We start from the raw sequence: 22,221 nt of genomic DNA, 5'->3' as shown, positions 1-22,221 counted from the left end.
AACGATCGGTTGCCAGTGAGTCTCGGGCAGGCCAACGGGACGGCGGATGATGGCAATCGGGGATTGCACGGGGCTATCGGCGGTCGACTCGTCCACTTTCGTTGGAACTTGAACATCTGGTGCGGTGCCGCGCGCCCCCTTACGCTCCCCCCATGGAGCTCGAGGTGAGGCATCTGCGCGTTCTCTGCGCCATCGCCGACACCGGCAGTCTGCACAAAGCGGCACGGCAACTCGGCCTGGCTCAACCGTCGTTGAGCACCCAGCTGGCGCGCATCGAGCGCGCGCTCGGTGCGCAGCTCTTCATGCGGACCCGGACCGGCTGCCGGCCGACCCCGCTCGGGCTGGTGGTGCTGAGCCGGGCCAGGCCGCTGGTGGCGGAGTTCGCGGCACTCGTCACGGAGACCAGGGCGGCCGCCGCCCGTGCCGCCAGGGGGTTCCAGCTGCGCATCGGTGCCACCGCGAGCCGGGCCATCCCGGGCTGGCTGCGCCTGCTGCGCGCACGGGTCCCGCGCGTCGAGCCCACGCTGGAGATGAACGTCTCCGCCAACGCCCTGCTCGGCATGGTCGCCGCCGGCCGGCTCGACATGGCGTTCGTGCACGAGGTCGAGGGCAGTCCGCTGCGTGTTCCGCCCGGCCTGTGCCTGCGCGTACTCGTCGAACGCGAACCGCAGTTCGTCACGCTCGCCGCGGACCATCCTGCGGCGGCGCGGGCGGAGGTGAGCCTGGCCGACCTGTCCGGCGACCGCTGGATGATCGACTCCACGGTCGACGGCGAGTGGGACGCTCTGTGCCGGGTACTGCGGGCCGCCGGCCTCGACTCCGAGATCCTGCACGGCGACTACCTCACCGCCTACTCGCTGGCCGCCATCGGCGAGGTCGTCACGGTCAGCCAGCCGACCGCCCCTCCCCGTTCCGATCTCGCGATCCGTCCCCTGGAGGGCGACCCGATAGGGGTACGTCTGCTCCTGGCGGCCCGCACGGAGGACGAACTGGACGACGGCTACCCGGAGTTGCACACGGCCTACTGGGCGGTGGCCCATGAGGCACCGGCCTACCGGAAGTGGTTGCAGCGGGCACACCCACCCGGCCCGGACGCCTGCCGGAAACCGCACGGGCCACCGGTGGTGACGCAGTCACCGGTGCCGACGCAGTGGCCGGTGGCGGCCGACCTGCACGCGCCGTGAGACCGCGGCCCGGTGCCGCTCGGCGCCCCGTCGCGCGAGACCGCCGGGCCCGGGCGGCACTGAAGGCCCTCCTCTCTCAGGAAGTGCGGGTACGCCGGGACGGAGGAGGTGTCGGTGCCGATCGTCGACCGCAGTGCCTGCCACAGGGCGTCCATGGTGCGCCGGTAGGCGGACGACGTGTCCAGGGCGTTCGGCACCTCCAGGGCGTCGCCCAGCAGCAACCGGCCTCCGGGAGCGAGGTGTCGTACGAGCCGCGTGATGAGCCGGCGGCGCTGGGGCAGGTGCATGAGGACGAACCTGGCGTGGACGAGGTCGAAACTGCCGAGGCGCAGGCCCTCGTCGGTCAGGTCGCCGGTGACCACCCGCAGCCGCGGGATCGTGAGGGCATGCAGCCGGCTGGTGTCCCGGTCCAGGGCGACCACCTCGTCGACACCCGCCTCCTCCAGCAGCCAGCGCGCCACGGTCCCCGTGCCGGCGCCCACTTCGAGGCAGCGGCTGCCCGGTCCGGCGCCCAGAGCCCGCAGGCGGCGCGTGGTCACGGGGTCGTAGACGAGTGCGGCGGCGTCGATCCGCGCGGCCTCCCCGGGGCGTTCCGGTTCGAACAGGTCCTCGCCGTAGCGGCCTTCCCCGGCGGCGGCCCCTCCCGGGGGTGGTGGCGTGCTCATGATGGGACCTCCCGCCCCGGTGGCCGTGGCGTCCCCCGGTACTGGGAAGGGAACGTCGTCCCACCATGGACGCGCACACCGGGAGTTCCCTCGGATCGTGGCCACCGGCACCCGAGTCCCATCCGAATGGCCGAGCCGGTGGACGAAGGCGGGCACCGCGCGGTCATGGCGGGGCCGCGCCGGGGCACCCGAAGGCCCATGAAGGTGACCGCGTCACGACGCCCGCCCCGCCTGACCCTCGCCGTGGCGCTGCTGCCCCTGGCCGTGTCGTGCGGCGGCGCACACCAGGGAACCGGCGGCGGGGCGGGGGCGGCAGGACCGGTGCCCGGTGCGCCGGGCGGCACTCTTGTCGTCACCAGCGACAACGGACTGAGGTTGCGTCCGGCCGACGGCCACCGGGTCATCGTGGACGAGCGCGTCGGCCACGCCGACCGCCACTGGTCCCACCACGACGGCACCTGGGTCCTCGACCTGTCGTGCGCGGACCGGAGCCCGGACGACGTCCCGTGCCCCCGCATGCCCGAGGTGGACGTCCCCGACGGCGTCAGCGTCACGGTGACCGCCCGCAACGCCGGCATCGACGCCGTGGGAGTCGCGTCCGGACTGGACCTGACGACCGTCAACGGTGATGTCACGGTGACCCGTTCCGGCCGGAGCGGGGCCGTGACCCGGCTGGCCACCCGCAACGGCTCGGTGCGCGCCGTCGCCCTCGACACGCGCCGGCTGACGGCCGCGACCACCAACGGGGACGTGATCCTCTCCTGCGGTTCCGCGCCGACGGCCGTCACGGCGACGACCACCAACGGCTCGGTCGGTGTGACCGTTCCGCACGACAGCCCCGCCTACCGGGTCACGGCCGCCACGGCCAACGGCCGCACCACCGTGGACGTTCCCACCCGGACCACCGGCCACGGGCCCGCGATGAAGCTGACCACGGTCAACGGCGACGTCGACGCGCGGCGCGACTGAACCGCCTGACTTCCCCCGTCCTCCTGCTGCCGGGGCAGCGGACGAACGACGCCCGCCGCCCCGCACCGGCCGTCAGGGTGTGGCCGGTCCGGTCAGGGGCATCCGCAGTGCACTGAGTGCGTCACCACCCGGCATCGAAGGGATCAGCAACATGTTGGCCATCGTCTCGGCGGTCCTTTTCTTCATCGCGTTCCTGATCAACGCGGCTGACATCTCGACCAACGACACCTTCACCTCGACGAACATCATGCTCCTCGGGCTGACCGTGCTCGCCCTGCACCTCGCGGGGGTGGGCAGCGGCTGGACGGCCCGGGGCCGCAGACACTGAGCGGCACGAGAAGGCGCCCGGCACCCCGGCCGTGTCCGCTACCGGGGTGCCGGGCCGTTTCCCCGGCGTTCAGCGCGGCATCCATCGTGCGCAGGCGCCGGTACAGGCGGTTGCCACGAGTTGGCGCACCGCCCCGCGTTCCTCCGGGGCCGACGGCACCTCGCCCCGGCGCAGCTGGGCGTCCAGTACCAGGACCGCGTCCGCCGAGCCGCCGGCCGCGCGCCTCTCCCTGCGCCGCTGGGTGAGCACCACGGCGATCGCCCCGACGGAGGTGACCGCCGTACGGAGCAGGACCGACAGCACCGATTGCCCCGGGAAGAGCACCAGGACCAGAGCCACGGCCACGAGCAGGGACAGCAGCAGCTGTCCCACAGACTCCGCGCAGGGAGCCGGCGGACTCCAGCACCGCCCACACCGCCGGCACCACGCACGGAAGTTGACGTTCCGGGTCGGTGGGTCTGTCCGGCGCCGGCCGCCCGGGACGCACGCTCGCGGAGGCCGGCGCCGTACCGTGCCGGTCAGACGAAGGCGCTCTCCCCGGTGATCGCCTTACCGACGATCAGCGTGTTCATCTCCCGGGTGCCCTCGAAGGAGTAGATGGCCTCCGCGTCCGCGAAGAAGCGTGCGACATCGTAGTCCAGGACGATGCCGTTGCCGCCGAGGATCTCCCGCGCCCAGGCCACGACCTCGCGCATACGGGCGGTGACGTGCGCCTTGGCCAGTGCCGAGTGTTCGTCCCGGAACACCCCGGCGTCCTGCAACCGGGCGAGCTGCAACAGCATCCCCCAGCTCGACGTGATGTTCCCCAGGCTCTTCACCAGCAGGTCCTGCACCAGCTGGAAACCCGCGAGGGGACGGCCGAACTGCTGCCTCTCCGTGGCGTAGCGCAAGGCCAGTTCGTAGGCTCCGATCATGACGCCGAGCGCCTGCCAGGCGACGCCGCTGCGCGTGGCCCGCAGGATCTCGGCGACCTCCCGGAAGGAGGACACGTTCTGCAGCCGGTCGGCCTCCGCCACCCGGACGTCGGTGAGGGTGATGTCCGCGTTCTCGACGATGCGCAACGAGATCTTGTGGGCGATCTTCTCCGTCGTGAAGCCTTCCGTCCCCTTGTCGACGACGAACCCCTTGACCTGGTCGTCGGCGACGTCCCGGGCCCAGACGACGACGTGGTCGGCGAACGTCGCGTTGCCGATCCAGCGTTTGGCACCGTTGAGCACCCATGTGTCACCGTCGCGCCGGGCGGTGGTGCGCATGCCGGCCGCGATGTCGGAACCGTCGAGCGGTTCCGTGAGCGCGAACGCCCCGATGGTGTCCATTTTCGCCATGCCCGGCAGCCAGCGGTCGCGCTGGGCCTGGTCGCCGCCCAGGTGGATCGCGTACATGGCCAGTCCGTTGTGGACGCCGAAGAAGGTGGCGACCGACGCGTCGACGCGGCTCATCTCCATCGCCATCATCCCGGTCAGCAGGTGACTGGCGGTGGGGCCGTGATCGCCGTACCCCTCGTAGGCCAGCCCGACCAGCCCGCTCTCCCGGAAGCGGCTGATCAGCTCCTCGGGGAAGGTGCCCTCGGCCCAGTGCCCGGACACCAGAGGCCGGACCTCGTCCCGCATGAAGGCCCGCGTGCGGAGGAGGACTTCGCGTTCCTCCTCCGTCAGGGCGGTCTCGAAGTCGTAGAAGTCGGCGGCGTTCGGCTGTTCCGTGGGTGAAGTCATGGGGCCCTTCTTCCACGGTTGCGCCGGGCGATGCCCGGGCCGGCGGCAGCGCCGTCAGCGCGCCGTCATACCTGGTCGGCGTGCGTGGTCACCATGGCCTTCGCCGGGTTCCCGGGGCGGTGCGGCACGGCCTCCCAGAGGCGCCAGGTCGACCACAGCAGCGCGAGGAGGAAGACGGCGAGCAGCCCCAGCAGCACCACCGTCTGCCTCGCCGACCCGTCGTCCCGGACCATCTCCCACAGCAGACACAAGGACCAGGCCGCCACACCGCCTGCGTACACGGCCCTCAACTGCCGCAGCTGACCTACCGAACCCATCGTCACCCCTCCGGGGAGTCGCGTCGCGTCACCCTGCCGGTACCCACGTGACACGACTTCACCACACGCGGAACCAGCCCTTGAAGTACGGACCGCGCCAAGTCGGCCGGCGCGAGGGAACTCCCTCCGGCGTCGCGGGTGCGCGGTCCGTCGGCCGCCGAGTCGCCGGGCCGCTCCCGAAAGGATGAACAGGCCGGTGGCGCGGCGTGTCGCGAACGCCGTACCAGCACGCTGTGACTCCGAGGACCGTGGACGTCAGGGGGCGCATGTGAGGCGGCAGCACGCTTCGTTACGTGACCGGGTGCGCTATCTCTTCGACACGAGGCTGGCCCGCAGTACGGGGACGCTGCTCAGCTGGCTCGCCCTGGGCTGTCTCGTGGTCGTCGTGCCCGTCAGCACCCTGCTGGTGTGGATGGACCCGAGCGCGCCCCGTTCCCTGTCCGGCCGGCTCACCGCCGTGTGGCGCACCAGCGCGGAGACCCTGCGTCTCGGGGTGGCGACCGGCGCACCGCTGCGGATGCTGCTCTCCGTCCTGCTGGGACTGATCGCCCTGCTGTGCGTGTCGACGCTGATAGGCGTGATCACCACCGGGCTCGGCGACCGGCTGGCCGAGTTGCGGCAGGGGCGCTCGACCGTGCTGGAACGCGATCACGCGGTGGTGCTCGGCTGGTCGGAGCACGTGTTCACGGTGGTCGCCGAGCTGACGGCGGCCCGGGGCGGCCGGGGACGCGGCGTCGTGGCGGTGCTCGCCGACCGGGACACGGCCGAGATGGAGAAGTCGCTCGCCGCCGTGCCCGTGACCGGCGGAGCCCGGGTGGTCTGCCGCACCGGGGCGCTGACGGAGCCCGGAGCGCTGGCCCTGGTGGCCCCGGCCGTGGCCGGATCCGTGCTGGTGCTGCCGTCCGAGGACACCGGGGCCGATCTGGAGGTGGTACGGGTCCTGCTGGCGCTGGGATCGCTGCGCGGTACGGAGGCCGGGCCGGCGGTCGTCGCCGCCGTGCGGGAGGGCCGCTGTCTGCCGGCCGCGCGGCTGGCGGCCGGAGCGCGGGGTGTCGTGCTGGAGACGGACACGACGACGGCGCGGCTGCTGGTGCAGTCGGCCCGGCGCCCGGGCCTGCCGGCCGTGCTGCGCGACCTCCTGGACGTGGCCGGTGCCGAGTTCCATGTGTTCGAGGCGCCCGGGCCGGCGGGGCTGACGTTCGCGGAGGCCGCGCTGTGCTTCGAGTCCGCCTGCGTGATCGGGGTCCTGCGGGCCGACGGCCGTCCCCTGCTCGCACCGGAGCCGGGAACCGTCCTCGGGGCCGGGGACCGGCTGGTTGTCGTCGCCCACGACGACACGGCAGCCGCGCCGGCCGACTGCCGTGCACACGTCGACCCGACCGCCATGGCCCCGCCGGGAACCGGCCCCGAGAACCCGGCACGGGTACTGCTGCTCGGCTGGAACCGCCGGGCGCCCCTCGTGGTGGACGTCCTGCGCCGGACCGCCCGGCCGGGATCCGCCCTCGACGTGGTCACCGACCCGGACGACGGGCTGTCGAAGGGGCACGCCGACGGCCTCGCGGACACCGCACGACTGCGCGTCACCCATCACGTCGGCGACCTCGCCCGCCCCGAGACGCTGCGCACCCTGGACGTGTTCGGCTACGACAGCGTCATCGTGCTGGGGCCGGACGCGGACGCCGGCTCCGGGCGGCCCGACGACCGGGCCCTGCTGACGCTGCTGATGCTGCGCTCACGAGAGGAGGAGGCGGGGCGGGCGTTGCCGGTGGTGGCCGAGCTGTGCGATCACCGCAGCCGGGCCCTGGCCCCGCTGGGCCCGCAGTCCGACGCGGTGGTCCGGGGGGAGCTGACCGCTCTGCTGATGGCCCAGATCTCGCTGAATCCCACGCTCGCCCCGGTGTTCGAGGAGGTGTTCGCCGCCCGGGGCGGCGGGCTCGGCCTGCGCCCGGCCGGGCTGTACGTGAGGCCGGGCGGGGAGGCCTCCTTCGCGACGGTGGTGGCGGCCTCGCTGCGGCGTGGTGAGTGCGCGATCGGGTATCGCGCGCACCTTCCGCGCAGCGCGCGCCGTCATGACGGCATCCGGCTCGCCCCCGGCAAGTCCGAGCGGCGGGTGTGGGCGGCCGAGGACGAGGTGGTCGTACTCTCCGCGGCACCCCCCGTGTCCGGCGTCGGGGACGACGAGCCGGACGCCCTGCCCCGGATGCGACGCCCCCCGGAATCGGACGCCCTGTCCTCGGACCGCGGCCCGGAAGAGGACCCGCCCACCGGCCGCCCCCCGGAACGGCAGTGACGCGCCGGAGCGCTCACGGGCGGGCCCGGCGGACCGCCCCGGACGGCTCCGCGACCGGGGCCGTCAGGGGCGCGCGGCCGGAAGTCGGCAGGATGTCCGCCGGGTAGCCTGGGTACCCGACAGCGGGCACCGCACGGGACGGGGAGGTGGGACGTTGCTGCGCATCATCGAGAGCCAGGGCGACCGGACGAGGGCGCAACTGCCCGAGGACGTGGATCTGTACACCACATCCACGCTCCGGACGGCGGTCGACGGCCTGATCGACGCGGGGTGCCGTCACCTGGTCCTGGACGCCTCACGCACGCTGCACATGGACTCCACCGGTGTCAGCGCCCTGGTGGGCTGGTACCAGCGGCTGGACGCCCTCGGTGGGTCCCTCGGCGTCACCGGACTCGATGACGGCCTGCTCCGCATGTTCACGATCCTCGGGCTCGACACCGTCATGAGCCTCACGCCCGGCAAGACCCCGTCCCTCTGACGTCCGCACCGTCGCCCTGACGCCCGCCCCCGTCGTGCTCACCGCGGGGGAGTGTCCGGCGCGGAGCCCTTCGCCGCGTGCACCGGCACCAGCTCGGTCAGGCCCGAGATGGTGAGCAGCGGGGCCAGCAGGGGCGGCGCGATCAGTTCCAGCCGGGTGCTGTGGGCGAACAGCACGTTCAGGCCCGCGCTGTCGAGGTATTCCACCCCGGCCAGATCCACGACGACCGGCCCGCGGATCCCGTCGAGGGCGGCGGCCAGCGTGCCGGCGTTGCTCTGGTCGATCTCGCCGACCACCGTCAGCACGGATGTGCCGTCGGCGCGCCGCGCCGGGGTCAGCGTGAGCGGGATGGTCATCAGGTGATCCTCGTCTGCATCTCGACGACGGTGCCGTTCGGGCCGGGTGTGATGGTGACCTGCTGCATCAGTGCTCGCATCAGCTTCAGCCCGCGTCCGCGGTGCCGGTTCAGCTCGGGCTGCGGAACCTTCCACCGGCCGGTGTCCGTGACGGTGACCAGCAGGTCGTGCGTGTGGGCCAGCCCGCTCAGCCGGATGGTTCCCCCGGGGCCGTCACGGTGCCCGTGTTCGATCGCGTTGGCGCACGCCTCACCCGCCGCGACCATGATGTTCTGGACGGTGTGCCGCGGCAGTCCGCACTGGTCGAGCCAGTCGCGCAGGGCCTGGCGCACCGAGGCGAGCCGTGCCGAATCGGCGGGGAACGTCACCTGCAACGGCGCGGGGTGACGGTAGAGCAGCAGGGCCACGTCGTCCTCGTATCCGCCGTCCGGTTGCAGTCGCTTCATGATCTGTGTGGCCAGTTCCTCGACCGCCGCGTCCCTGCCCTCCTGGACGGCCCGGCCGGCCTGCTCGATGCCGGTGGCCAGGGAGCGGCGGCGCCGCTCCACGAGTCCGTCCGTGTAGAGCAGCAGGGTGGAACGGCCCGGCATCGTACGGACCCCCTCCGGACGGGTGCGGCCGGGGCGGACCGCCAGCGGCAGGGCCCGGCCCTCCTCCAGCAGCTGGACGGTGCCGTCCGGGAGGGCGAGGACACCCGGCGGATGTCCCGCGCTCGAGTAGACCAGCCGTCCGGTCGCCGGTTCCAGGACACCGCAGAAGACGGTGGTGCACAGGGCGCCCGGCACGCCGGCGGCGAACCGGTCCAGCGCCGTCAGCGTGCGCGCGGGGCTCGGCTCCTGGAGCAGCAGGGCACGGCACGCGCTGCGCAGCTGCCCCATGACGCTGGCCGCCGGCAGACCGTGACCGACACAGTCGCCGACGACGATGCCGATGCGGCCGTCGGGCAGGGGCACCGTGTCGTACCAGTCACCGCCGACCTCGAGCGGCCGGGTGGCGGGCTCGTAGCGCACGGCGAAGCCGTCGGGGAGCAGCGCCGGCCCGAGGATGGCGCGTTGCAGCGCGATGGCCGTCTCGCGCTGCTGGTCGATCTGATGGACCCGGACCAGTCCCTGGGCGAGATGCCCGGCCAGCAGGGTCAGCAGCAGCTGGTCCTCACCGGTGAAGGGCCGGCGTTCGCCCAGGTCCACCCAGAGTGTCAGCGGGCCGTGCGGATGTTCGAGGAGGATCCCGGCCCCACCCGGGGCGGTGACCGGGGTGAGCGTGGGCTGCTCACGCAGCCGCTCCAGGAAGCTCCTGCGCTCGAAGGACAGGGAGGGCCAGGACAGGGACGGATCGGTGGCGGTCACCGCCGGTTCGCCGTGGTGACCGAAGATGCCGGCCAGCACGGTCCGGGCCCGCCACAGCTGTTTCAGCTCGTGCAGCGCGCCCGCGAGCGCGTCGGGCAGGCCGACGGCCTGCGAGAGCCGCGTGCTCAGAGCCGCCAGGGCGGTCTCCCGCTGGATGGCGTAGTGCTCCGCGGTCACGTCCCGGAACGTGCCCACGGTCATCCGGCGCCCGGTGTCGGGGTCCTCGGCCTGGTTGAACGTGGCGCTCACCCACAGCTGATGACCGTCTCGGTGCCGTACGGGCAGGGCGTTCGTCCTGCGGGCGCCGCTGCCCGTCAGCCGCCCGAAGGCGGCCTCGGCCCGCCGGTACCCGTCGGGGTCCGTGGCGGGGTCGGGCCACCACGGATGCACGGGCCGGTACGGCAGGTCCTCGGGAGGGTAGCCGAGCATGTCGGTGAACGCCGCGTTCGTCTCGATGACGGTGCCCTTCTCGTCACAGACGAAGAATGCCTCCTGGAGGGAGTCGATCAGGGCGTTGCGCCACCGCAGGTGATGCGTGCGCAGCCGCGCCAGTTCCACGTTCGCGCGGACCCGGGCCAGCAGTTCCGCGGCGGCGAACGGCTTGACGAGGTAGTCGTCGGCCCCGGCTTGCAGCCCCTCGATGGAGGCCTCCTGCCCTGCGCGCGCCGACAGCAGCAGCACCGGCACCGAAGCGGTCCGCGGGTCGGACCGCAGCGCGGCGACCAGTGCCAGCCCGTCCAGCCCCGGCATCATCACGTCACTGACCACGAGGTCGGGCGGATCGGCCCGCACGGCGTCCAGCGCGCTCATCCCGTCAGTGACGGCCGTGATGCGGTACCCGGCGCCCGACAGCAGACGTTCCAGGTACCCCCGCATGTCGGCGTTGTCGTCGGCGACCAGGACACGCCCGGCCGCGCGGTGGCCCGGGGCGCTCTCCGATGCGGCCGCCCCGGCCCGAGCCGCCCCGGCGTCAGGGGTGTCCGGCAGCCAGCGCAGGGCCTCCTGCACATACGGGTCCGCGGCCACCGACACCGTCGCCCCGCCGTCGGCGGCGGCCCTGGCGGCGGCGGGCAGATGCGCCGTACCGAACGGCAGCCGGACGCTGAAGGCGGTGCCCTGCCCCTCGGTGCTCTCCGCGGTGATCGTCCCGCCGTTCAGGCCGACCAGTTCCCTGACGAGGGCCAGGCCGATACCGCTGCCCTCGTGGGACCGGGCGCGTGCGTTCTCGATCCGGTGGAACCGGTCGAACAGCCTGGGCATCTCCTCGGCGGGCACCCCTGTACCGGTGTCGGCCACGGTGACCCGGGCCCGGCCGTCCTCCGTGCGCACGGTGACCCGGATGGTGCCCTCGAAGGTGAACTTCAACGCGTTGCTCAGCAGATTCAGCACCACCTTCTCCCACATGCCGCGGTCCAGGTACACCGGCTGGTCCATGGGCGGGCAGTCCACCTCGAAGGCCAGCCCCGCCTTGTCGATGGCGGAGCGGAAGACGCTGGCCAGCTCCGCGGTGACGGCGGCCAGGTCCACCGGCTCGTACGTCGCCCGCATCCGGCCGGCCTCGATGCGGGAGAAGTCCAGCAGAGCGTTGACGAGCTTGCCGAGGCGCAGCCCGTTGCGGCGGACGACCTCCAGCTTCTCGCGCAGCCCCGGGTCGTCGTCCCGCCCGGTGAGCAGTTCGTCCACCGGACCCATGATCAGGGTGAGAGGGGTGCGGAACTCGTGACTGATGTTGGAGAAGAACGCCGTCTTCGCCCGGTCCAGCTCGGTCAGCTCCTCGGCCCGGCGCTGCTGCGCCTCGTACCCGCGGGCGCTGCCGATACCGGTCGCCACGTGACCCGCGACCGTCTCGACGAAGCCCTGGTAGGTGTCGTCCAGCGGCCGGAACCGGTTGAGCCCCGCCACCAGGAAGCCGTACGGCGGGTCGCCCTGTCTCAGCAGCGGCACCACCAGGGCCTGTACCGGCGGCTGGGGCCAGGCGCCGGGCGGCAGGCGGTCGTACGGTGGGCCGCTCAGCGGCACCCGCACGGACTTTTCGCCGGCCGGCCGGCCCGCCGGCCAGACGGCCTTGGGATCACCGCTCGGCAGCACCACGGGGGCGGCCGGATGGCCGGCCTCGATCCCCGTGGTGGCCGCCAGCCGCGCCGAGCCGTCGTCCTGGAAGAGATAGGTGCAGGTGAACGGCAGATCACGCGGATTGCGGACCAGCTGACGGGCGACGAAGTCCAGCATCTCCTGCTCGGTGCGCACCACACTCGGATCGGAACCCAGATCACGCAGCGTGGCCATGCGCCGCTCACCGACGACCCGCGTGGTCTCCTCGCTGACCACGCACAGCATGCCCGCCACCGCGCCGCAGTCGTCCCGCAGCGGGCTGTAGGAGAACGTGTGATACGTCTCCTCCGGGTATCCCGACCGTTCGAGGAACAGCAGCAGGGCCTCGTCCCAGGTGGCCTGTCCGGTGGTCAGTACGGAGCGGACGCGCGGTTCGACGTCGTCCCATACCTCGGCCCACACCTCCGGGGCGGGGCGGCCCAGCGCCCAGGGGTATTTGTGGCCGAGCGTGACCCGGCGGTAGGCGTCGTTGCAGAAGAACGTCAGCCGCGGCCCCCACGCCATCCACATCGGGAAGCGGGACGCGAGCAGGATGTCCACGGCCGTCCGCAGGCTCTGCGGCCACTCCTCCGGGGGGCCCAGAGGGGTGGCGGCCCAGTCCACGGCGGCCAGATCCGCGCCGATGACCTCGTCGGCGGAGAAGACGCCGGCACGGGCCGCGGGTCCCGGCTCGGCGCCGTCCCGTCCAGCCATGCGCCGCTCCCTCTCTCCCGACGGCCGTCGGCCGTCGGACAGTGGTGTGGTCATTCGTACGTCGTAGCGCGATCGGTCCGCCACCCCCTCGTGCCCCGAACGGTTCCCCGTGCACCTGCCCGGACGGTCGGCTCCCGGCGGCTGCCACTCCGACTCTCCCACCTTCCCCGGACGCCGCCGGCGCGGTACGCGTCAGCGGCGGTCGACGCGGCCGTCCACGCAGGTGGCGGCGGTGGCCGTGCGCGTCCGCCGCACGTACGGCGCTTCCTTGGCATCGGCTCCCCGACCGCTCGCCACCGGCCTGCGGCGGCAGGGGCGGGGCGGGCGGTCGAGCCCGGCCCCGGCTGGGCCGCGCACGACCCGGTGCCGCCCCCGGCAGGCGTGGATCGGGCGGTCAGGTACATACGACACTGAGTGAGGCATCGACCGGTGCCGCGTGTGAGGACGGCCGTCCGGGATCCGGGGCCGCCGGCTGACGAGGGGGCGAGATGACGGCTGACCGTGATCAGCAGGCGGCGTTGGAAGCGCACGACCTCGGCGCGGTGGGCGGGACGGACGAGGACCTGTCGCTGCTGTTCGGCACGTCGACCGCGCTGTTCGCGTCCATGGCCGGACCCGCCCACGTGCTGGAGGCGGCGAACCCGGCTTTCTTCGCGGCGATCGGCGGGGGACAGCGGGAACGCACCGGTGTGGCCCTGGCGGAACTCATGCCCGAGCTGGCCGGCCAGGGATTCATCGAGCTGCTGGACCGGGTGTACCGGTCGGGTGAACGCCATGTGGGCCGCGGCGCCCGCGTCGTCATCGGCGTAGGCCCGGGCGCCCGCGAGGCGTACTTCGACTTCACCTACGAGGCGCGCCGCGACGCCGCCGGCAACGTCATCGGCGTGCGGATGATCGGCGTGGAGACCACCCAGGTCAGACAGGCCCGCAAGCTGGCCGCCGAGCAGCGCGCACTGCTCGAACAGATCGCCCGCCAGGCGCCGCTGCCGGAGGTGCTGGACGGCATGTGCCGCACGATCGAGGAACTGTCCCCCGAGGTGCTCGTCTCGGTGCTGCTGGCCGACGCGGACGGCCGTCACCTGCGCCACGGCGCGGCCCCGAGCCTGCCCGACTTCTACAACCGGGCCATCGACGGCATCGCCACGGGCGAGGGAGTCGGCTCCTGCGGCACCGCCGCCCACCGGCGCCGGCACGTGATAGTCACCGACATAGCCACCGACCCCCTGTGGGACGACTTCCGCGATCTGGCCCGACGGGCGGAACTGGCCGCCTGCTGGTCGACGCCGATCCTCGCCCCTGACGGCCGGCTGCTGGGGACCTTCGCCATGTACCTGCGCACCCCGAGAGCCCCGCAGGACACCGACCTGGCCCTGGCCCGCGTCTTCGCCCACACCGCCGCCCTGGCCATCGAGCGTCACCAGGCCGAAAAGGCCCGGCGCGCCGCGGACGCGAGGGAGAAGGCCGCCCGCGAGGATCTCGCCTTCCTGCTGGCAGCCGGCACCGCCCTGGCGGGCCGGCTGGACGAGACGCAGACCCTGCAACGGCTGGCCTCCCTGTCCACCCCGGCCCTGGCGCCCCTGGCCACGGTCGACATGGTCGAGGCCGGCCGCGTACGGCGGGTCGCGGCCGCCGCCGCCGACGCCGGCGCACGCGCCCTGCTCCTCTCCCACACACCGGTCCAGGACGCCGAGGACGACGCCGTCGCCCGCGTGCTCGCCTCCGGCGTGCCCGAGGTGTCACGCCGGGCCCCGGGCGGTCCCGGCCCCTGGAGCGCCCTCGGTGTCACCGGCTACGTCTGCGTGCCCCTCCTGGACCGCGGGCGTCCCTTCGGCGTCTTCACCCTGCTGTTCACGCGGGGGCACTGCTTCGACGGCCACCGGGTCACCCTGGCGGAGGAACTGGCCCGCCGTGCCGCCTCGGCCGCCCGCAACGCCCGCCAGTACGCGCAACGTGCCGCCCTCGTCCGCGACCTCCAGTCCGGGCTGCTGCTGCCCGACCTGCCGGACATCCCCGGTGCCCAGCTCGCCGCCTTCTACCACCCGGCAGGCGAAGGACTGGACATCGGCGGCGACTTCTACGACGTCTTCCCCCGCGGCGACGGCAGCTGGGCGTTCATCCTGGGCGACGTCTGCGGGCGCGGGGCCCTGGCCGCCACCACGACCGCCCTGGTGCGCCACACCGCCCGCGCCGTCGCCGGGCTGCTCGAGGACCCCGTCGACGTCGTCAAGGCCGTCGACAAGGCCCTGAACGACCGCGTCGCGCACCAGAACAACGGCTTCGTCACCCTCGTCCACGGCCATCTGACGCCGGGCGCCGACGGCCTCGCCATCCAGCTCGTCCGCGCCGGGCACACCCCTCCGCTGCTGCTGGACGCCGACCACGTGGTGGACGGCGTCGAGGCGCCGGGCGGCCTCCTCGGCATCGGCATCCCGCCCGGGCTCACGGCCCGCCGTCTCACCCTCCGCCCCGGTGAGAGCCTGGTGCTCTACACCGACGGCATCACCGAATGCCGGGCCAACGGGGACGAGCAGTACGGTGAGACCCGCCTGGCCAAGGCGCTGGCCGCCGCCCCGCGCCGGCCGGCCGCGGCCGACATCGTCCGGGTCCTGGCCGAGGACGTGCGCGCGTTCGTGGGCGGCAGAGAGGTGGAGGACGACCAGGCGGCGCTCGTCATCACCGCCGTGGGGTCGGCGCCGGCCGGCTGAGGTCGGGCGGGCGGTCGCAGGAATCGCGAACCTCTGCGTCTGCCCCGTACCGACCTGAAATAACGCATGGTTTGCGGGCTTGTAGGGGTGAAGTAAGGGCACTAGGTGGCCAGGAGGTCGATAACAATGGTTCCCCTGCTTCTGGTTCTTCTTCTGGCTCTGATCCTCTTCGGCGCGGGTTTCGCGCTGAAGGCGCTGTGGTGGATCGCGGTCATCGTCCTGATCGTGTGGCTGCTGGGCTTCGTGGTCCGGTCCGCGGACGGTGGTGGCCGCAAGGGCCGTTGGTATCGCTGGTAGCCACCGGCTTTCCGGCGCGCGGACGTACCGCGTGAGGTGTGTGGAGCGAATGGGGCCCGGCCGGGAACGGCCGGGCCCCACTCGTGCTGGGCGGACCCCCGCTCGTGCCGGGCGGACGCCGTGAAGGACGGTGGGAGAGAACGGGCGTATCGGGCGCATCCGTGGGTACGTGAGCAGAGCGCCGGTCTCCGCGGAAACCGCAGTGGAACCTGCACCTCCTGTTACTGCGGGGGCCGGCGCGCCCTCATGCCGGTGCGGGGGCGTCCTGGCCGCCGCACATGGCCTGCCGGTACAGCGAGGACAGGGCGCCGTCGATCGGGTGGGGCTGGGGCCTCCCCGAGGAGTCCGCCTTGTTCCAGCGTATGAGGTTGACGGCGACGGACATCTGGCGCCCGCCGTCGGCCCGGGTCAGGGAGGTGGTCCCGGCCCCCCACACCGTCCCCTCGTGGCCCCAGAAGGTGCCGCAGCCCGGCGTGGTGACCTTCTGCAGACCGAGGCCGTAGTCGATCGTCGATCCGTCCAGGGCGCGCACGGGGACCGTGCGCTGCATCTGCTCCAGCGAGGACCGGCTGACGATCTCACCGGCGAGCAGCTTGCCGTAGAAGCGGTTGAGGTCCTCCATGACCGACACCAGGGCCGCCGCCGGCCCCACCCAGGACATGTCGTAGACGCTGTAGTCGCGCGGCGGGTCGATCAGGCCGTACAGGGCCTCGTACATCCGCGAGTGCGGCCCCTTGATGTGTGGCCCGACCGGGAACTCGGTGTGCCGGAGCCCGGCACGCTCGATGACGTCCCGGGTGATGCACTCCTCGGCCGTGGTACCGGTCAGATGCTCCAACAGCCGCCCGAGGAGCAGATAGTTCGTGTTGGAGTACACCCCTGCCGGGCCTCCGGGCTCGCCGGCGGGCGGCGCAGTGAGCCCCATCTCGATCAGCTCGGCCGGACGGAACCGCCTGAACCGGTTGTCGTCCAGACTCCCCGGCGAGACGTCCGGCACGGCGGGCATCCCCCGCAGGGAGGGGAACGCGTAGGGGAGATAGTCGCTGATGCCGCTGGTGTGGTTGAGCAGCATCCGCACCGTGACCCTCCTGCCGCGCTCTCCCGGCACCAGCCTCGGCAGGTAGTCGCCGATCGGCGCGTCGAGCCCGACGCGGCCCCGCTCGGCCTGCCGCATGACCGCGGCAGCGGTGAAGGTCTTCGTGATGCTGCCGACGCGCTGTCGCATACCGGACTCGACGGGACGGCCGGTGGTGACGTCGGCGACCCCGCACGCGCCGCGCCACGTCCGGCCGGCGTCGCGCACCTCGCCGAACACCCCCGGCACTCCCGCCTCGTGGACACCGTGCATGGCGGACCGCAACCGCGCGGGCTCGAAGCCGCCCGACGGGGTGGCACCGCCGGCGGTCACGGGCGTCGTGCCCTCGGGCGCGGGGAACGCGGGCGCCGTGCCCACTTGGACCGCCGGCGCGGTCACGCTTCCGTCTGTCGGCATCAGGTTCCTCAAGACATCGTCCTTTCCCGGTCGGGCAATGCCCCGGGGACTCCCCCCGGGGTTGTTCGCGGTTTCAGCCGGCCAGCGCGCGGCGCAGGGCGGCGCCGAGTTCGGCGTTCTGCCGCTGGGAGACCTCGGCGGACAGAATCGCCTGCGAACCGTGGAACGTGCCGGGCCACTGGTGCAGTTCGACCGACACGCCCGCCCGGAGCAGCCGCAGCGCGTAGTCGATGTCCTCGTCGCGGTTCGGACACAGCTCGGCGGTGGCGATGTACGCCGGTGGCAGGCCGGACAGGTCGGTGGCCCGGGCGGGCGCGGCGTACGGGGTCGCGGGCCGGTCGCCGAGGTAGTGCCGCCACGACGCGGTGACCTTGCCGCGGTCGGTCCAGGGGGTGTCGACGAAGTTCCGCTGCGACCACGTCTCCTGCCGGTCGTCGAGCTGCGGCTGGTTGAGCAGCTGGAAGCGGATCGCCGGTCCCCGCTCGTCCCGGGTGCGCAGCGCCACCGCGGCCGCGAGTCCGCCGCCGGCACTGTGCCCGCCGACGGCGATCCGGTCCGGTTCGATCCCGAGCCCGGCCGCGTTCGCGGCCACCCACCGCAGCACGGCGCAGGCGTCGTCCAGGGCGGCGGGGAAGCGGTGTTCGGGGGCCAGCCGGTAGCCGACCGAGACCACCATCACGCCGGAACTCGCCGCGATCCGGCCGGCCCACGGGTGCTCGGTGTCCAGGCCGCCCAGGGCGAACGCGCCGCCGTGCAGCCAGACGATCGCGCCCCGGGCCTGCAGCGGGCGGTAGATCCGCACCCGTACGTCCGGATCGGCCGGCACCGTGCGGTCCTCGACCTCCATCTCCGCCGTGTCCGGTGCGGGCACCGCGGCGGCCAGCCCGGCGAAGCAGGCCCGCGCGGTGACCGGGTCCTCCAGGTCGGCGCGGGGGAACAGCGGGACGAACGGCTCGAGTTCGGGATCCATGACGACCATCCTCGCGGCCGTCACCGGAAGAGGTCAGCCGACACCCGTCGCGCATCTCCCGCCGGACACGCACCGATCGGCGCGACCCTGTTCTCCTATCCTGCTGTCATGGAGGCACTGGCCGTACGGCTGTCGGGACTGGATCCGTACGTCGACGGCGCGATCCGCATCGTCGCGTTCTACGACACACTGATGCGCCGGCGAGTGGATCTGCCCGCGCTCGCCAGGGCCTCGGCGGGCCTGGCCGAGTGCGTCGTGGGCATCCGGCTCCACGGCACGGGACGCGTGGTCCGCGTCTCGCCCCTCGGCACGGAAGCGTCCGGACCGCCGTCACCCGCGTCCAGCACGGCGCCGATCACCCTCGACGAGGAGGAGACCGGCACGGTCTGGCTGGAACGCCCCGGCCCGTCCAACCCGCTCGACGACATCCTCCTCGACCGGCTGGCCATCGCCGCCGCGGCGGCCGTCGAGCGGTACGATCCGGCCCGTACCACCATGGCCGACCCGGCCCTCGTCGAGCTGGCGATCAGCTCCGACAGCGACGAGGCGGCCGGCGCCCGGGCGTTACGGCTCCTGGGGTTCGCCCCCGGCCTGCCGGTCCACGCCATCGCCGTACGCTCGCAGCTCCCACTCGACCGGATCAGCGGCCTGGTCTGCCCCGCCCGCCCCGTGAAGGCGGCACCGCTCGCCGACGTGGGCGTCATCCTGGCCACCACCGTCGATCCGGCCCGGCTCCCGGCCGGCGTACGCGCGGGCATCGGCGCCCCGGGACGCCCCGGCCGGTCCTGGCGGCAGGCCCGTACCGCCCTGCGCTTCACCACCCCGCACGAACCCGTCGTCCGCCACACCGACCTGGGCGCCCTGGCGCTGCTGGCCGAGCTGCCCCGGGACCTGGCGCGCGACAACACCGACGTGGCCGCGATCGCCCGGGTGGCCGCCGACCCGCAGGACCTGGAGACCCTGGACGCCTACTGTGCCACCGGCTCCCTCCGCGCCGCCGCCGACCGGCTCCACCTGCACCACAGCAGCGTCGCCCGCCGGCTCGAACAGCTCGGCAGGACCCTGGGCATCGAACTCACCCGGCCCACCGGCCTGATGCGCGCCAGAATCGCCCTCACCACCTGGTGGCTGCTCGACGCCTGACCTGCTCCCGGCCCGCGCGGACGGGCAGAGGCCGCGGGCTGGCGGTACATGCCTGTCCTGGGACGGCACATTCCTGCGATCATGGGCCGGACACGGATCCGCCGGCGAAGAGGAACCCTGCCCGATGCCTGTGCCCGCCGACCCGACGGTCCTCCACCCGATGCCGGAACAGCCGCGGGTGGTGCTGCTCAAGCCCCTGGTGAGGTCCCCGCTGATCGAGGTCGGTGAGTACTCCTACTACGACGACCCGGACGACCCCACCGCGTTCGAGACGCGCAACGTGCTCTACCACTACGGGCCGGAGAAGCTGGTCATCGGCAGGTTCTGCGCGCTGGGCACAGGTGTGCGGTTCATCATGAACGGCGCCAACCACCGGATGGACGGCCCCTCCACCTTCCCCTTCCCCACCATGGGCGGCTCCTGGTCGGAACACTTCGACCTGCTCACCGGCCTGCCGGGCCGAGGGGACACCGTGGTCGGCAACGACGTCTGGTTCGGCCACGGCACGACGGTCATGCCCGGCGTACGGATCGGACACGGCGCGATCATCGCCGCCGGCGCCGTGGTCACCGGCGACGTACCCGACTACGGCATCGTCGGCGGCAACCCGGCGCGCCTCCTCCGTACCCGCTACGACGACCGTGACGTCGAGCGGCTGTTGGCGGTGGCCTGGTGGCACTGGCCGGCGGAGCACATCACGGAACACGTGCGGACGATCATGTCGGGCAGCATCGCCGATCTCGAGGCCGCGGCCCCTGACACCGCGCGCGGGTGACACGCGTACCCCGAACGGGTGCGGCAGGGGTCCGCTGTCCACCCACCACCACCGGCGCGGAATCCGGGGGAGTGGTGGCCGCAACCCGGGGAAGACGGATGGATGTAGATACCATGTGAATGACGGCGCTCAGGAGACCCCCGATGCTCATGGCACACCCCGCGGTACTGACGAACCTGGTCGAACAGTACGAGACGCTGCGGATCCTGCACGCCGAAGAGGGCAGCCCCGAGGTGCGCCGGCGGATGGACGACGTCGCCTACACGCTGTGCGTGTCGACCGGCACCCGTGACATCCACACCGCTCTCGTCGCCGCCCGCCACCGGCTGCCCGGCGCCCGCACCGAGGACGACTCGCTCCTCACCGCCTGACCGTCCGCCGCCCCCGACCCGCCAGGGCCATGAGCACCACTGCCGAACTCCCCACTCTCACCAGCCTCGACGAGCTGACCCGGCTCGTCACCGGCCGCCGCGGCCTCTACGTCCGCTGGTCCCGCGGCCCGGAACGGGACCTGCCGCGCATGAGCAGCAAGGACGACCTGACCGGCATCCGGCTGCCGGGTCTGTCCGCCACCAGTCTGGACATCGAGGACTGGTGGGGGAGCCGGCCCCCGACCGTCTGGGTCGCCCGCCGGCTCTACGACTACTGCCACCTTCCCCGCGTCAAGGACGCCCGCACCCGGCCCTGGGTCCTGCACGGCTCCGAAGCGGCCCGCGGCCCCGACAACGAGCCCCTGGTGACGGACGTCCAACCGCTCGGCTGGATCGCCGACCCCGTCATCACCGAGGCCTGCCGCATCATCACCGAACAGCCCGGCCACTGGGGCACGCTCTGCCGCGACGGAGCGAACGGAACGGTCTGAGCCCCCTGCACGCGCCGTGAGCGGGAGCGCCCCGGGCGCCCGGGACGCTCCGGCCGGCCGGATCAGCCTGCCGCCGCCGAGGGCCGGATGTTCTGGTTCAGCCGGAACAGGTTCGTGGGATCGTAGGCGTCCTTGACGCGCACGAGCCGTTCGTGGACCTCCGCGGGGTAGGAGGCGCGCACCTTGTCCTCACTGGCGTCGCCCGTGAAGTTGACGTACATGCTGCCACCGCCGTGCCCGGCGATCTCCTCCCGGGCGCCGCGGGCCCACGCGACGTGCTCCGCGAAGCCCGCCGCCTCCGGAGAGCGCGCGATGACGTTGCACAGCACGCTCGCCCGCCGCTGGCTGAAGGCCGTGGCCCCGGCGGGGACGCGGGCGAAGGCGCCGCCCAGCTGGTGCAGGTGCAGCTCGCTGAAGGGTGTCGGGGTCCGCAGGTGCTGCCGCAGCAGCGAGTCGACGGCCGCGTCGGTGGGCTCGATGAACGCCGACGTGAAGTAGTTGTGCGCGCCGGCCGTCCACAGCGGGTCCAGCGTCGACTGCATGCCCGTGTACGGCATGGGACCCAGCACGTCGGCGATCGGCGTCCCCAGCGTGCGCAGCGCGGCGACGGCCGTCTCACCGGCCGCGGGAGCGCCCGCGTACATGGCGGCCAGCATGACGACCCGGGTGCCGTGGACCTCGCTGGGCAGGAACGGCACCGGAGGGGCCGTCGTCAGGCTGATCAGGGTCGTCAGCTCGTCGGGCATGTCCGCGATCAGCTCGCGCCAGCGGGTGATGACCTGCCTGGCCTGGTCGAGCGGGTAGACGATCGGACCGGCCAGGACCTGCGGACCGACGGGGTGCAGTGCGTACTCGAGCGAGGTGACGACCCCGAAGTTGCCGCCCCCGCCCCGCAGGGCCCAGAACAGCTCGGAGTGCTCCCGCTCGTCGGCCCGCACCACCCGGCCGTCGGCGGTGACCACCTGGGCCGCCGTCAGGTTGTCGGAGGCCAGCCCGTGGCGGCGCAGCAGCCAGCCCACCCCGCCGCCGAGGGTGAACCCGGCGATGCCGGTGGAGGAGACCAGGCCGCCGGTCACGGCCAGGCCGAAGGCCTGCGTCTCGTGGTCGAGGTCGCCCCAGGTCAGGCCGGCCTGGGCGACGGCCCGGCGTCGCACCGGATCGACCACGGCACCCCGCATGCCCGACAGGTCGATGACGATGCCGCCGTCGCAGGTCGAGAACCCGGCGATGCTGTGCGCCCCGCCGCGTACCGCGACGAGCAGGTCCTGGCTGCGCGCGAACTCCACCGCGCGCAGCACGTCCGCGGTCCCGGCGCAGCGCACGACCAGGGCCGGGTACTTGTCGTGGGCCGCGTTCCAGATCGTGCGGGCCTCGTCGTAGGAGGCGTCGCCGGGACGGACGACCGTGCCGAGCAGCCCCGCCTCCAGCTCGCCCATGGTGGCGTCACCCAGGACGCCCTTCGTCGTGTCGATCGACATGATGGCCTCCGTGCGTATGTGCCTGCTGGACATTCCGGACACTAGGCGC

At 73.1% G+C, this 22,221-nt stretch carries 19 protein-coding genes and 1 pseudogene; 11 read left to right on the top strand and 9 right to left on the bottom strand.

Going from position 1 to position 22,221, the window contains the following annotated elements; genetic code table 11:
* Positions 1–152: 152 nt before the first annotated feature.
* Positions 153–1,184 (top strand): LysR family transcriptional regulator, encoded by a 1,032-nt coding sequence (locus tag ACF1BE_RS14055; protein WP_392199261.1) that lies wholly within the window; start codon positions 153–155, stop codon positions 1,182–1,184.
* A gap of 209 nt (positions 1,185–1,393) precedes the next feature.
* Here ACF1BE_RS14055 and ACF1BE_RS14050 read toward each other — a convergent pair.
* A pseudogene (locus ACF1BE_RS14050) lies at positions 1,394–1,849 on the bottom strand (class I SAM-dependent methyltransferase); the annotation flags it as partial.
* A gap of 198 nt (positions 1,850–2,047) precedes the next feature.
* Here ACF1BE_RS14050 and ACF1BE_RS14045 point away from each other — a divergent pair.
* Together ACF1BE_RS14045 and ACF1BE_RS14040 are read left to right on the top strand one after the other, a co-directional pair.
* Positions 2,048–2,818, top strand: a complete 771-nt coding sequence (locus ACF1BE_RS14045; RefSeq protein ID WP_392199260.1) for a DUF4097 family beta strand repeat-containing protein — start codon at positions 2,048–2,050, stop codon at positions 2,816–2,818.
* 151 nt (positions 2,819–2,969) lie between these two features.
* Positions 2,970–3,146 (top strand): hypothetical protein, encoded by a 177-nt coding sequence (locus ACF1BE_RS14040; RefSeq protein WP_163010864.1) that lies wholly within the window; start codon positions 2,970–2,972, stop codon positions 3,144–3,146.
* 69 nt (positions 3,147–3,215) lie between these two features.
* Here ACF1BE_RS14040 and ACF1BE_RS14035 read toward each other — a convergent pair whose 3' ends face one another.
* The 3 genes from ACF1BE_RS14035 to ACF1BE_RS14025 all read right to left on the bottom strand — a co-directional run bounded on the left by ACF1BE_RS14035 (position 3,216) and on the right by ACF1BE_RS14025 (position 5,175).
* On the bottom strand, positions 3,216–3,518 hold the full coding sequence (locus ACF1BE_RS14035; protein ID WP_392199259.1) for a hypothetical protein: 303 nt from the start codon (positions 3,516–3,518) through the stop codon (positions 3,216–3,218).
* 146 nt (positions 3,519–3,664) lie between these two features.
* Positions 3,665–4,858, bottom strand: coding sequence for an acyl-CoA dehydrogenase family protein (locus ACF1BE_RS14030; protein WP_392199258.1), 1,194 nt, complete (start codon positions 4,856–4,858; stop codon positions 3,665–3,667).
* A gap of 65 nt (positions 4,859–4,923) precedes the next feature.
* Entirely contained in the window at positions 4,924–5,175 is a 252-nt protein-coding gene (locus tag ACF1BE_RS14025) for a hypothetical protein (RefSeq protein ID WP_392199257.1), read from the bottom strand.
* 268 nt (positions 5,176–5,443) lie between these two features.
* Between ACF1BE_RS14025 and ACF1BE_RS14020 the strand changes: the two genes are divergently transcribed.
* Positions 5,444–7,465 (top strand): NAD-binding lipoprotein, encoded by a 2,022-nt coding sequence (locus ACF1BE_RS14020; protein WP_392199256.1) that lies wholly within the window; start codon positions 5,444–5,446, stop codon positions 7,463–7,465.
* 154 nt (positions 7,466–7,619) lie between these two features.
* Entirely contained in the window at positions 7,620–7,943 is a 324-nt protein-coding gene (locus tag ACF1BE_RS14015; protein WP_392199255.1) for an STAS domain-containing protein, read from the top strand.
* Between the two features lie 38 nt (positions 7,944–7,981).
* On the opposite strand, the gene ACF1BE_RS14010 is transcribed toward ACF1BE_RS14015, so the two are convergent.
* The gene (locus ACF1BE_RS14010) at positions 7,982–8,299 is read right to left on the bottom strand and encodes an STAS domain-containing protein (RefSeq protein ID WP_392199254.1); all 318 of its coding nucleotides are present in this window, start codon (positions 8,297–8,299) and stop codon (positions 7,982–7,984) included.
* The gene (locus ACF1BE_RS14005; protein WP_392199253.1) at positions 8,299–12,450 is read right to left on the bottom strand and encodes a SpoIIE family protein phosphatase; all 4,152 of its coding nucleotides are present in this window, start codon (positions 12,448–12,450) and stop codon (positions 8,299–8,301) included. The genes ACF1BE_RS14010 and ACF1BE_RS14005 overlap by 1 nt, the downstream gene beginning before the upstream one ends.
* Before the next feature lie 488 nt (positions 12,451–12,938).
* On the opposite strand from ACF1BE_RS14005, the gene ACF1BE_RS14000 reads away from it, so the two are divergent.
* Both ACF1BE_RS14000 and ACF1BE_RS13995 read left to right on the top strand, forming a co-directional pair.
* The gene (locus ACF1BE_RS14000) at positions 12,939–15,155 is read left to right on the top strand and encodes a SpoIIE family protein phosphatase (RefSeq protein ID WP_392199252.1); all 2,217 of its coding nucleotides are present in this window, start codon (positions 12,939–12,941) and stop codon (positions 15,153–15,155) included.
* A gap of 126 nt (positions 15,156–15,281) precedes the next feature.
* A complete protein-coding gene (locus ACF1BE_RS13995) occupies positions 15,282–15,452 on the top strand; it encodes a hydrophobic protein (RefSeq protein ID WP_356824710.1) in 171 nt (56 codons plus the stop codon).
* A gap of 244 nt (positions 15,453–15,696) precedes the next feature.
* Here the strand turns inward: ACF1BE_RS13995 and ACF1BE_RS13990 are convergent, their stop codons facing one another.
* On the bottom strand, positions 15,697–16,800 hold the full coding sequence (locus ACF1BE_RS13990) for a serine hydrolase domain-containing protein (protein WP_392199393.1): 1,104 nt from the start codon (positions 16,798–16,800) through the stop codon (positions 15,697–15,699).
* Between the two features lie 217 nt (positions 16,801–17,017).
* A complete protein-coding gene (locus ACF1BE_RS13985) occupies positions 17,018–17,914 on the bottom strand; it encodes an alpha/beta hydrolase (RefSeq protein WP_392199251.1) in 897 nt (298 codons plus the stop codon).
* Positions 17,915–18,022: 108 nt separating this feature from the next.
* Here ACF1BE_RS13985 and ACF1BE_RS13980 point away from each other — a divergent pair, with 108 nt between their 5' ends.
* The 4 genes from ACF1BE_RS13980 to ACF1BE_RS13965 all read left to right on the top strand — a co-directional run bounded on the left by ACF1BE_RS13980 (position 18,023) and on the right by ACF1BE_RS13965 (position 20,694).
* Positions 18,023–19,057 carry a helix-turn-helix domain-containing protein gene (locus ACF1BE_RS13980; RefSeq protein WP_392199250.1) on the top strand — a complete coding sequence of 345 codons (1,035 nt, stop codon included), beginning with the start codon at positions 18,023–18,025 and terminating at the stop codon, positions 19,055–19,057.
* Positions 19,058–19,181: 124 nt separating this feature from the next.
* Entirely contained in the window at positions 19,182–19,832 is a 651-nt protein-coding gene (locus tag ACF1BE_RS13975; RefSeq protein ID WP_392199249.1) for a CatB-related O-acetyltransferase, read from the top strand.
* 143 nt (positions 19,833–19,975) lie between these two features.
* Complete coding sequence (locus ACF1BE_RS13970) at positions 19,976–20,203, top strand: DUF5133 domain-containing protein (protein ID WP_392199248.1); 228 nt, start codon at positions 19,976–19,978, stop codon at positions 20,201–20,203.
* Positions 20,204–20,232: 29 nt separating this feature from the next.
* A complete protein-coding gene (locus ACF1BE_RS13965; protein WP_392199247.1) occupies positions 20,233–20,694 on the top strand; it encodes a DUF6098 family protein in 462 nt (153 codons plus the stop codon).
* Positions 20,695–20,756: 62 nt separating this feature from the next.
* On the opposite strand, the gene ACF1BE_RS13960 is transcribed toward ACF1BE_RS13965, so the two are convergent.
* On the bottom strand, positions 20,757–22,172 hold the full coding sequence (locus ACF1BE_RS13960; RefSeq protein WP_392199246.1) for an FAD-binding oxidoreductase: 1,416 nt from the start codon (positions 22,170–22,172) through the stop codon (positions 20,757–20,759).
* Positions 22,173–22,221 lie beyond the last annotated feature (49 nt).

The organism is Streptomyces sp. NPDC014991 (assembly GCF_043080665.1).
Taxonomy (GTDB): domain Bacteria; phylum Actinomycetota; class Actinomycetes; order Streptomycetales; family Streptomycetaceae; genus Streptomyces.
Note: the sequence above shows the minus strand (reverse complement) of the source record. Positions and strands in the feature narration are given on the sequence as shown.

Excerpts from the sequence above, each read along its gene's own strand:
- ACF1BE_RS14005 (WP_392199253.1), bottom strand. The coding sequence starts at position 12,450 with ATGGCTGGACGGGACGGCGCCGAGCCGGGACCCGCGGCCCGTGCCGGC.
- ACF1BE_RS14010 (WP_392199254.1), bottom strand. The coding sequence starts at position 8,299 with ATGACCATCCCGCTCACGCTGACCCCGGCGCGGCGCGCCGACGGCACA.
- ACF1BE_RS14040 (WP_163010864.1), top strand. The coding sequence starts at position 2,970 with ATGTTGGCCATCGTCTCGGCGGTCCTTTTCTTCATCGCGTTCCTGATC.
- ACF1BE_RS13990 (WP_392199393.1), bottom strand. The coding sequence starts at position 16,800 with ATGCACGGTGTCCACGAGGCGGGAGTGCCGGGGGTGTTCGGCGAGGTG.
- ACF1BE_RS13985 (WP_392199251.1), bottom strand. The coding sequence starts at position 17,914 with ATGGATCCCGAACTCGAGCCGTTCGTCCCGCTGTTCCCCCGCGCCGAC.
- ACF1BE_RS13995 (WP_356824710.1), top strand. The coding sequence starts at position 15,282 with ATGGTTCCCCTGCTTCTGGTTCTTCTTCTGGCTCTGATCCTCTTCGGC.
- ACF1BE_RS14000 (WP_392199252.1), top strand. The coding sequence starts at position 12,939 with ATGACGGCTGACCGTGATCAGCAGGCGGCGTTGGAAGCGCACGACCTC.
- ACF1BE_RS14030 (WP_392199258.1), bottom strand. The coding sequence starts at position 4,858 with ATGACTTCACCCACGGAACAGCCGAACGCCGCCGACTTCTACGACTTC.
- ACF1BE_RS13980 (WP_392199250.1), top strand. The coding sequence starts at position 18,023 with ATGGAGGCACTGGCCGTACGGCTGTCGGGACTGGATCCGTACGTCGAC.
- ACF1BE_RS13965 (WP_392199247.1), top strand. The coding sequence starts at position 20,233 with ATGAGCACCACTGCCGAACTCCCCACTCTCACCAGCCTCGACGAGCTG.
- ACF1BE_RS14045 (WP_392199260.1), top strand. The coding sequence starts at position 2,048 with ATGAAGGTGACCGCGTCACGACGCCCGCCCCGCCTGACCCTCGCCGTG.
- ACF1BE_RS14055 (WP_392199261.1), top strand. The coding sequence starts at position 153 with ATGGAGCTCGAGGTGAGGCATCTGCGCGTTCTCTGCGCCATCGCCGAC.
- ACF1BE_RS13970 (WP_392199248.1), top strand. The coding sequence starts at position 19,976 with ATGCTCATGGCACACCCCGCGGTACTGACGAACCTGGTCGAACAGTAC.
- ACF1BE_RS13975 (WP_392199249.1), top strand. The coding sequence starts at position 19,182 with ATGCCTGTGCCCGCCGACCCGACGGTCCTCCACCCGATGCCGGAACAG.
- ACF1BE_RS14025 (WP_392199257.1), bottom strand. The coding sequence starts at position 5,175 with ATGGGTTCGGTAGGTCAGCTGCGGCAGTTGAGGGCCGTGTACGCAGGC.
- ACF1BE_RS13960 (WP_392199246.1), bottom strand. The coding sequence starts at position 22,172 with ATGTCGATCGACACGACGAAGGGCGTCCTGGGTGACGCCACCATGGGC.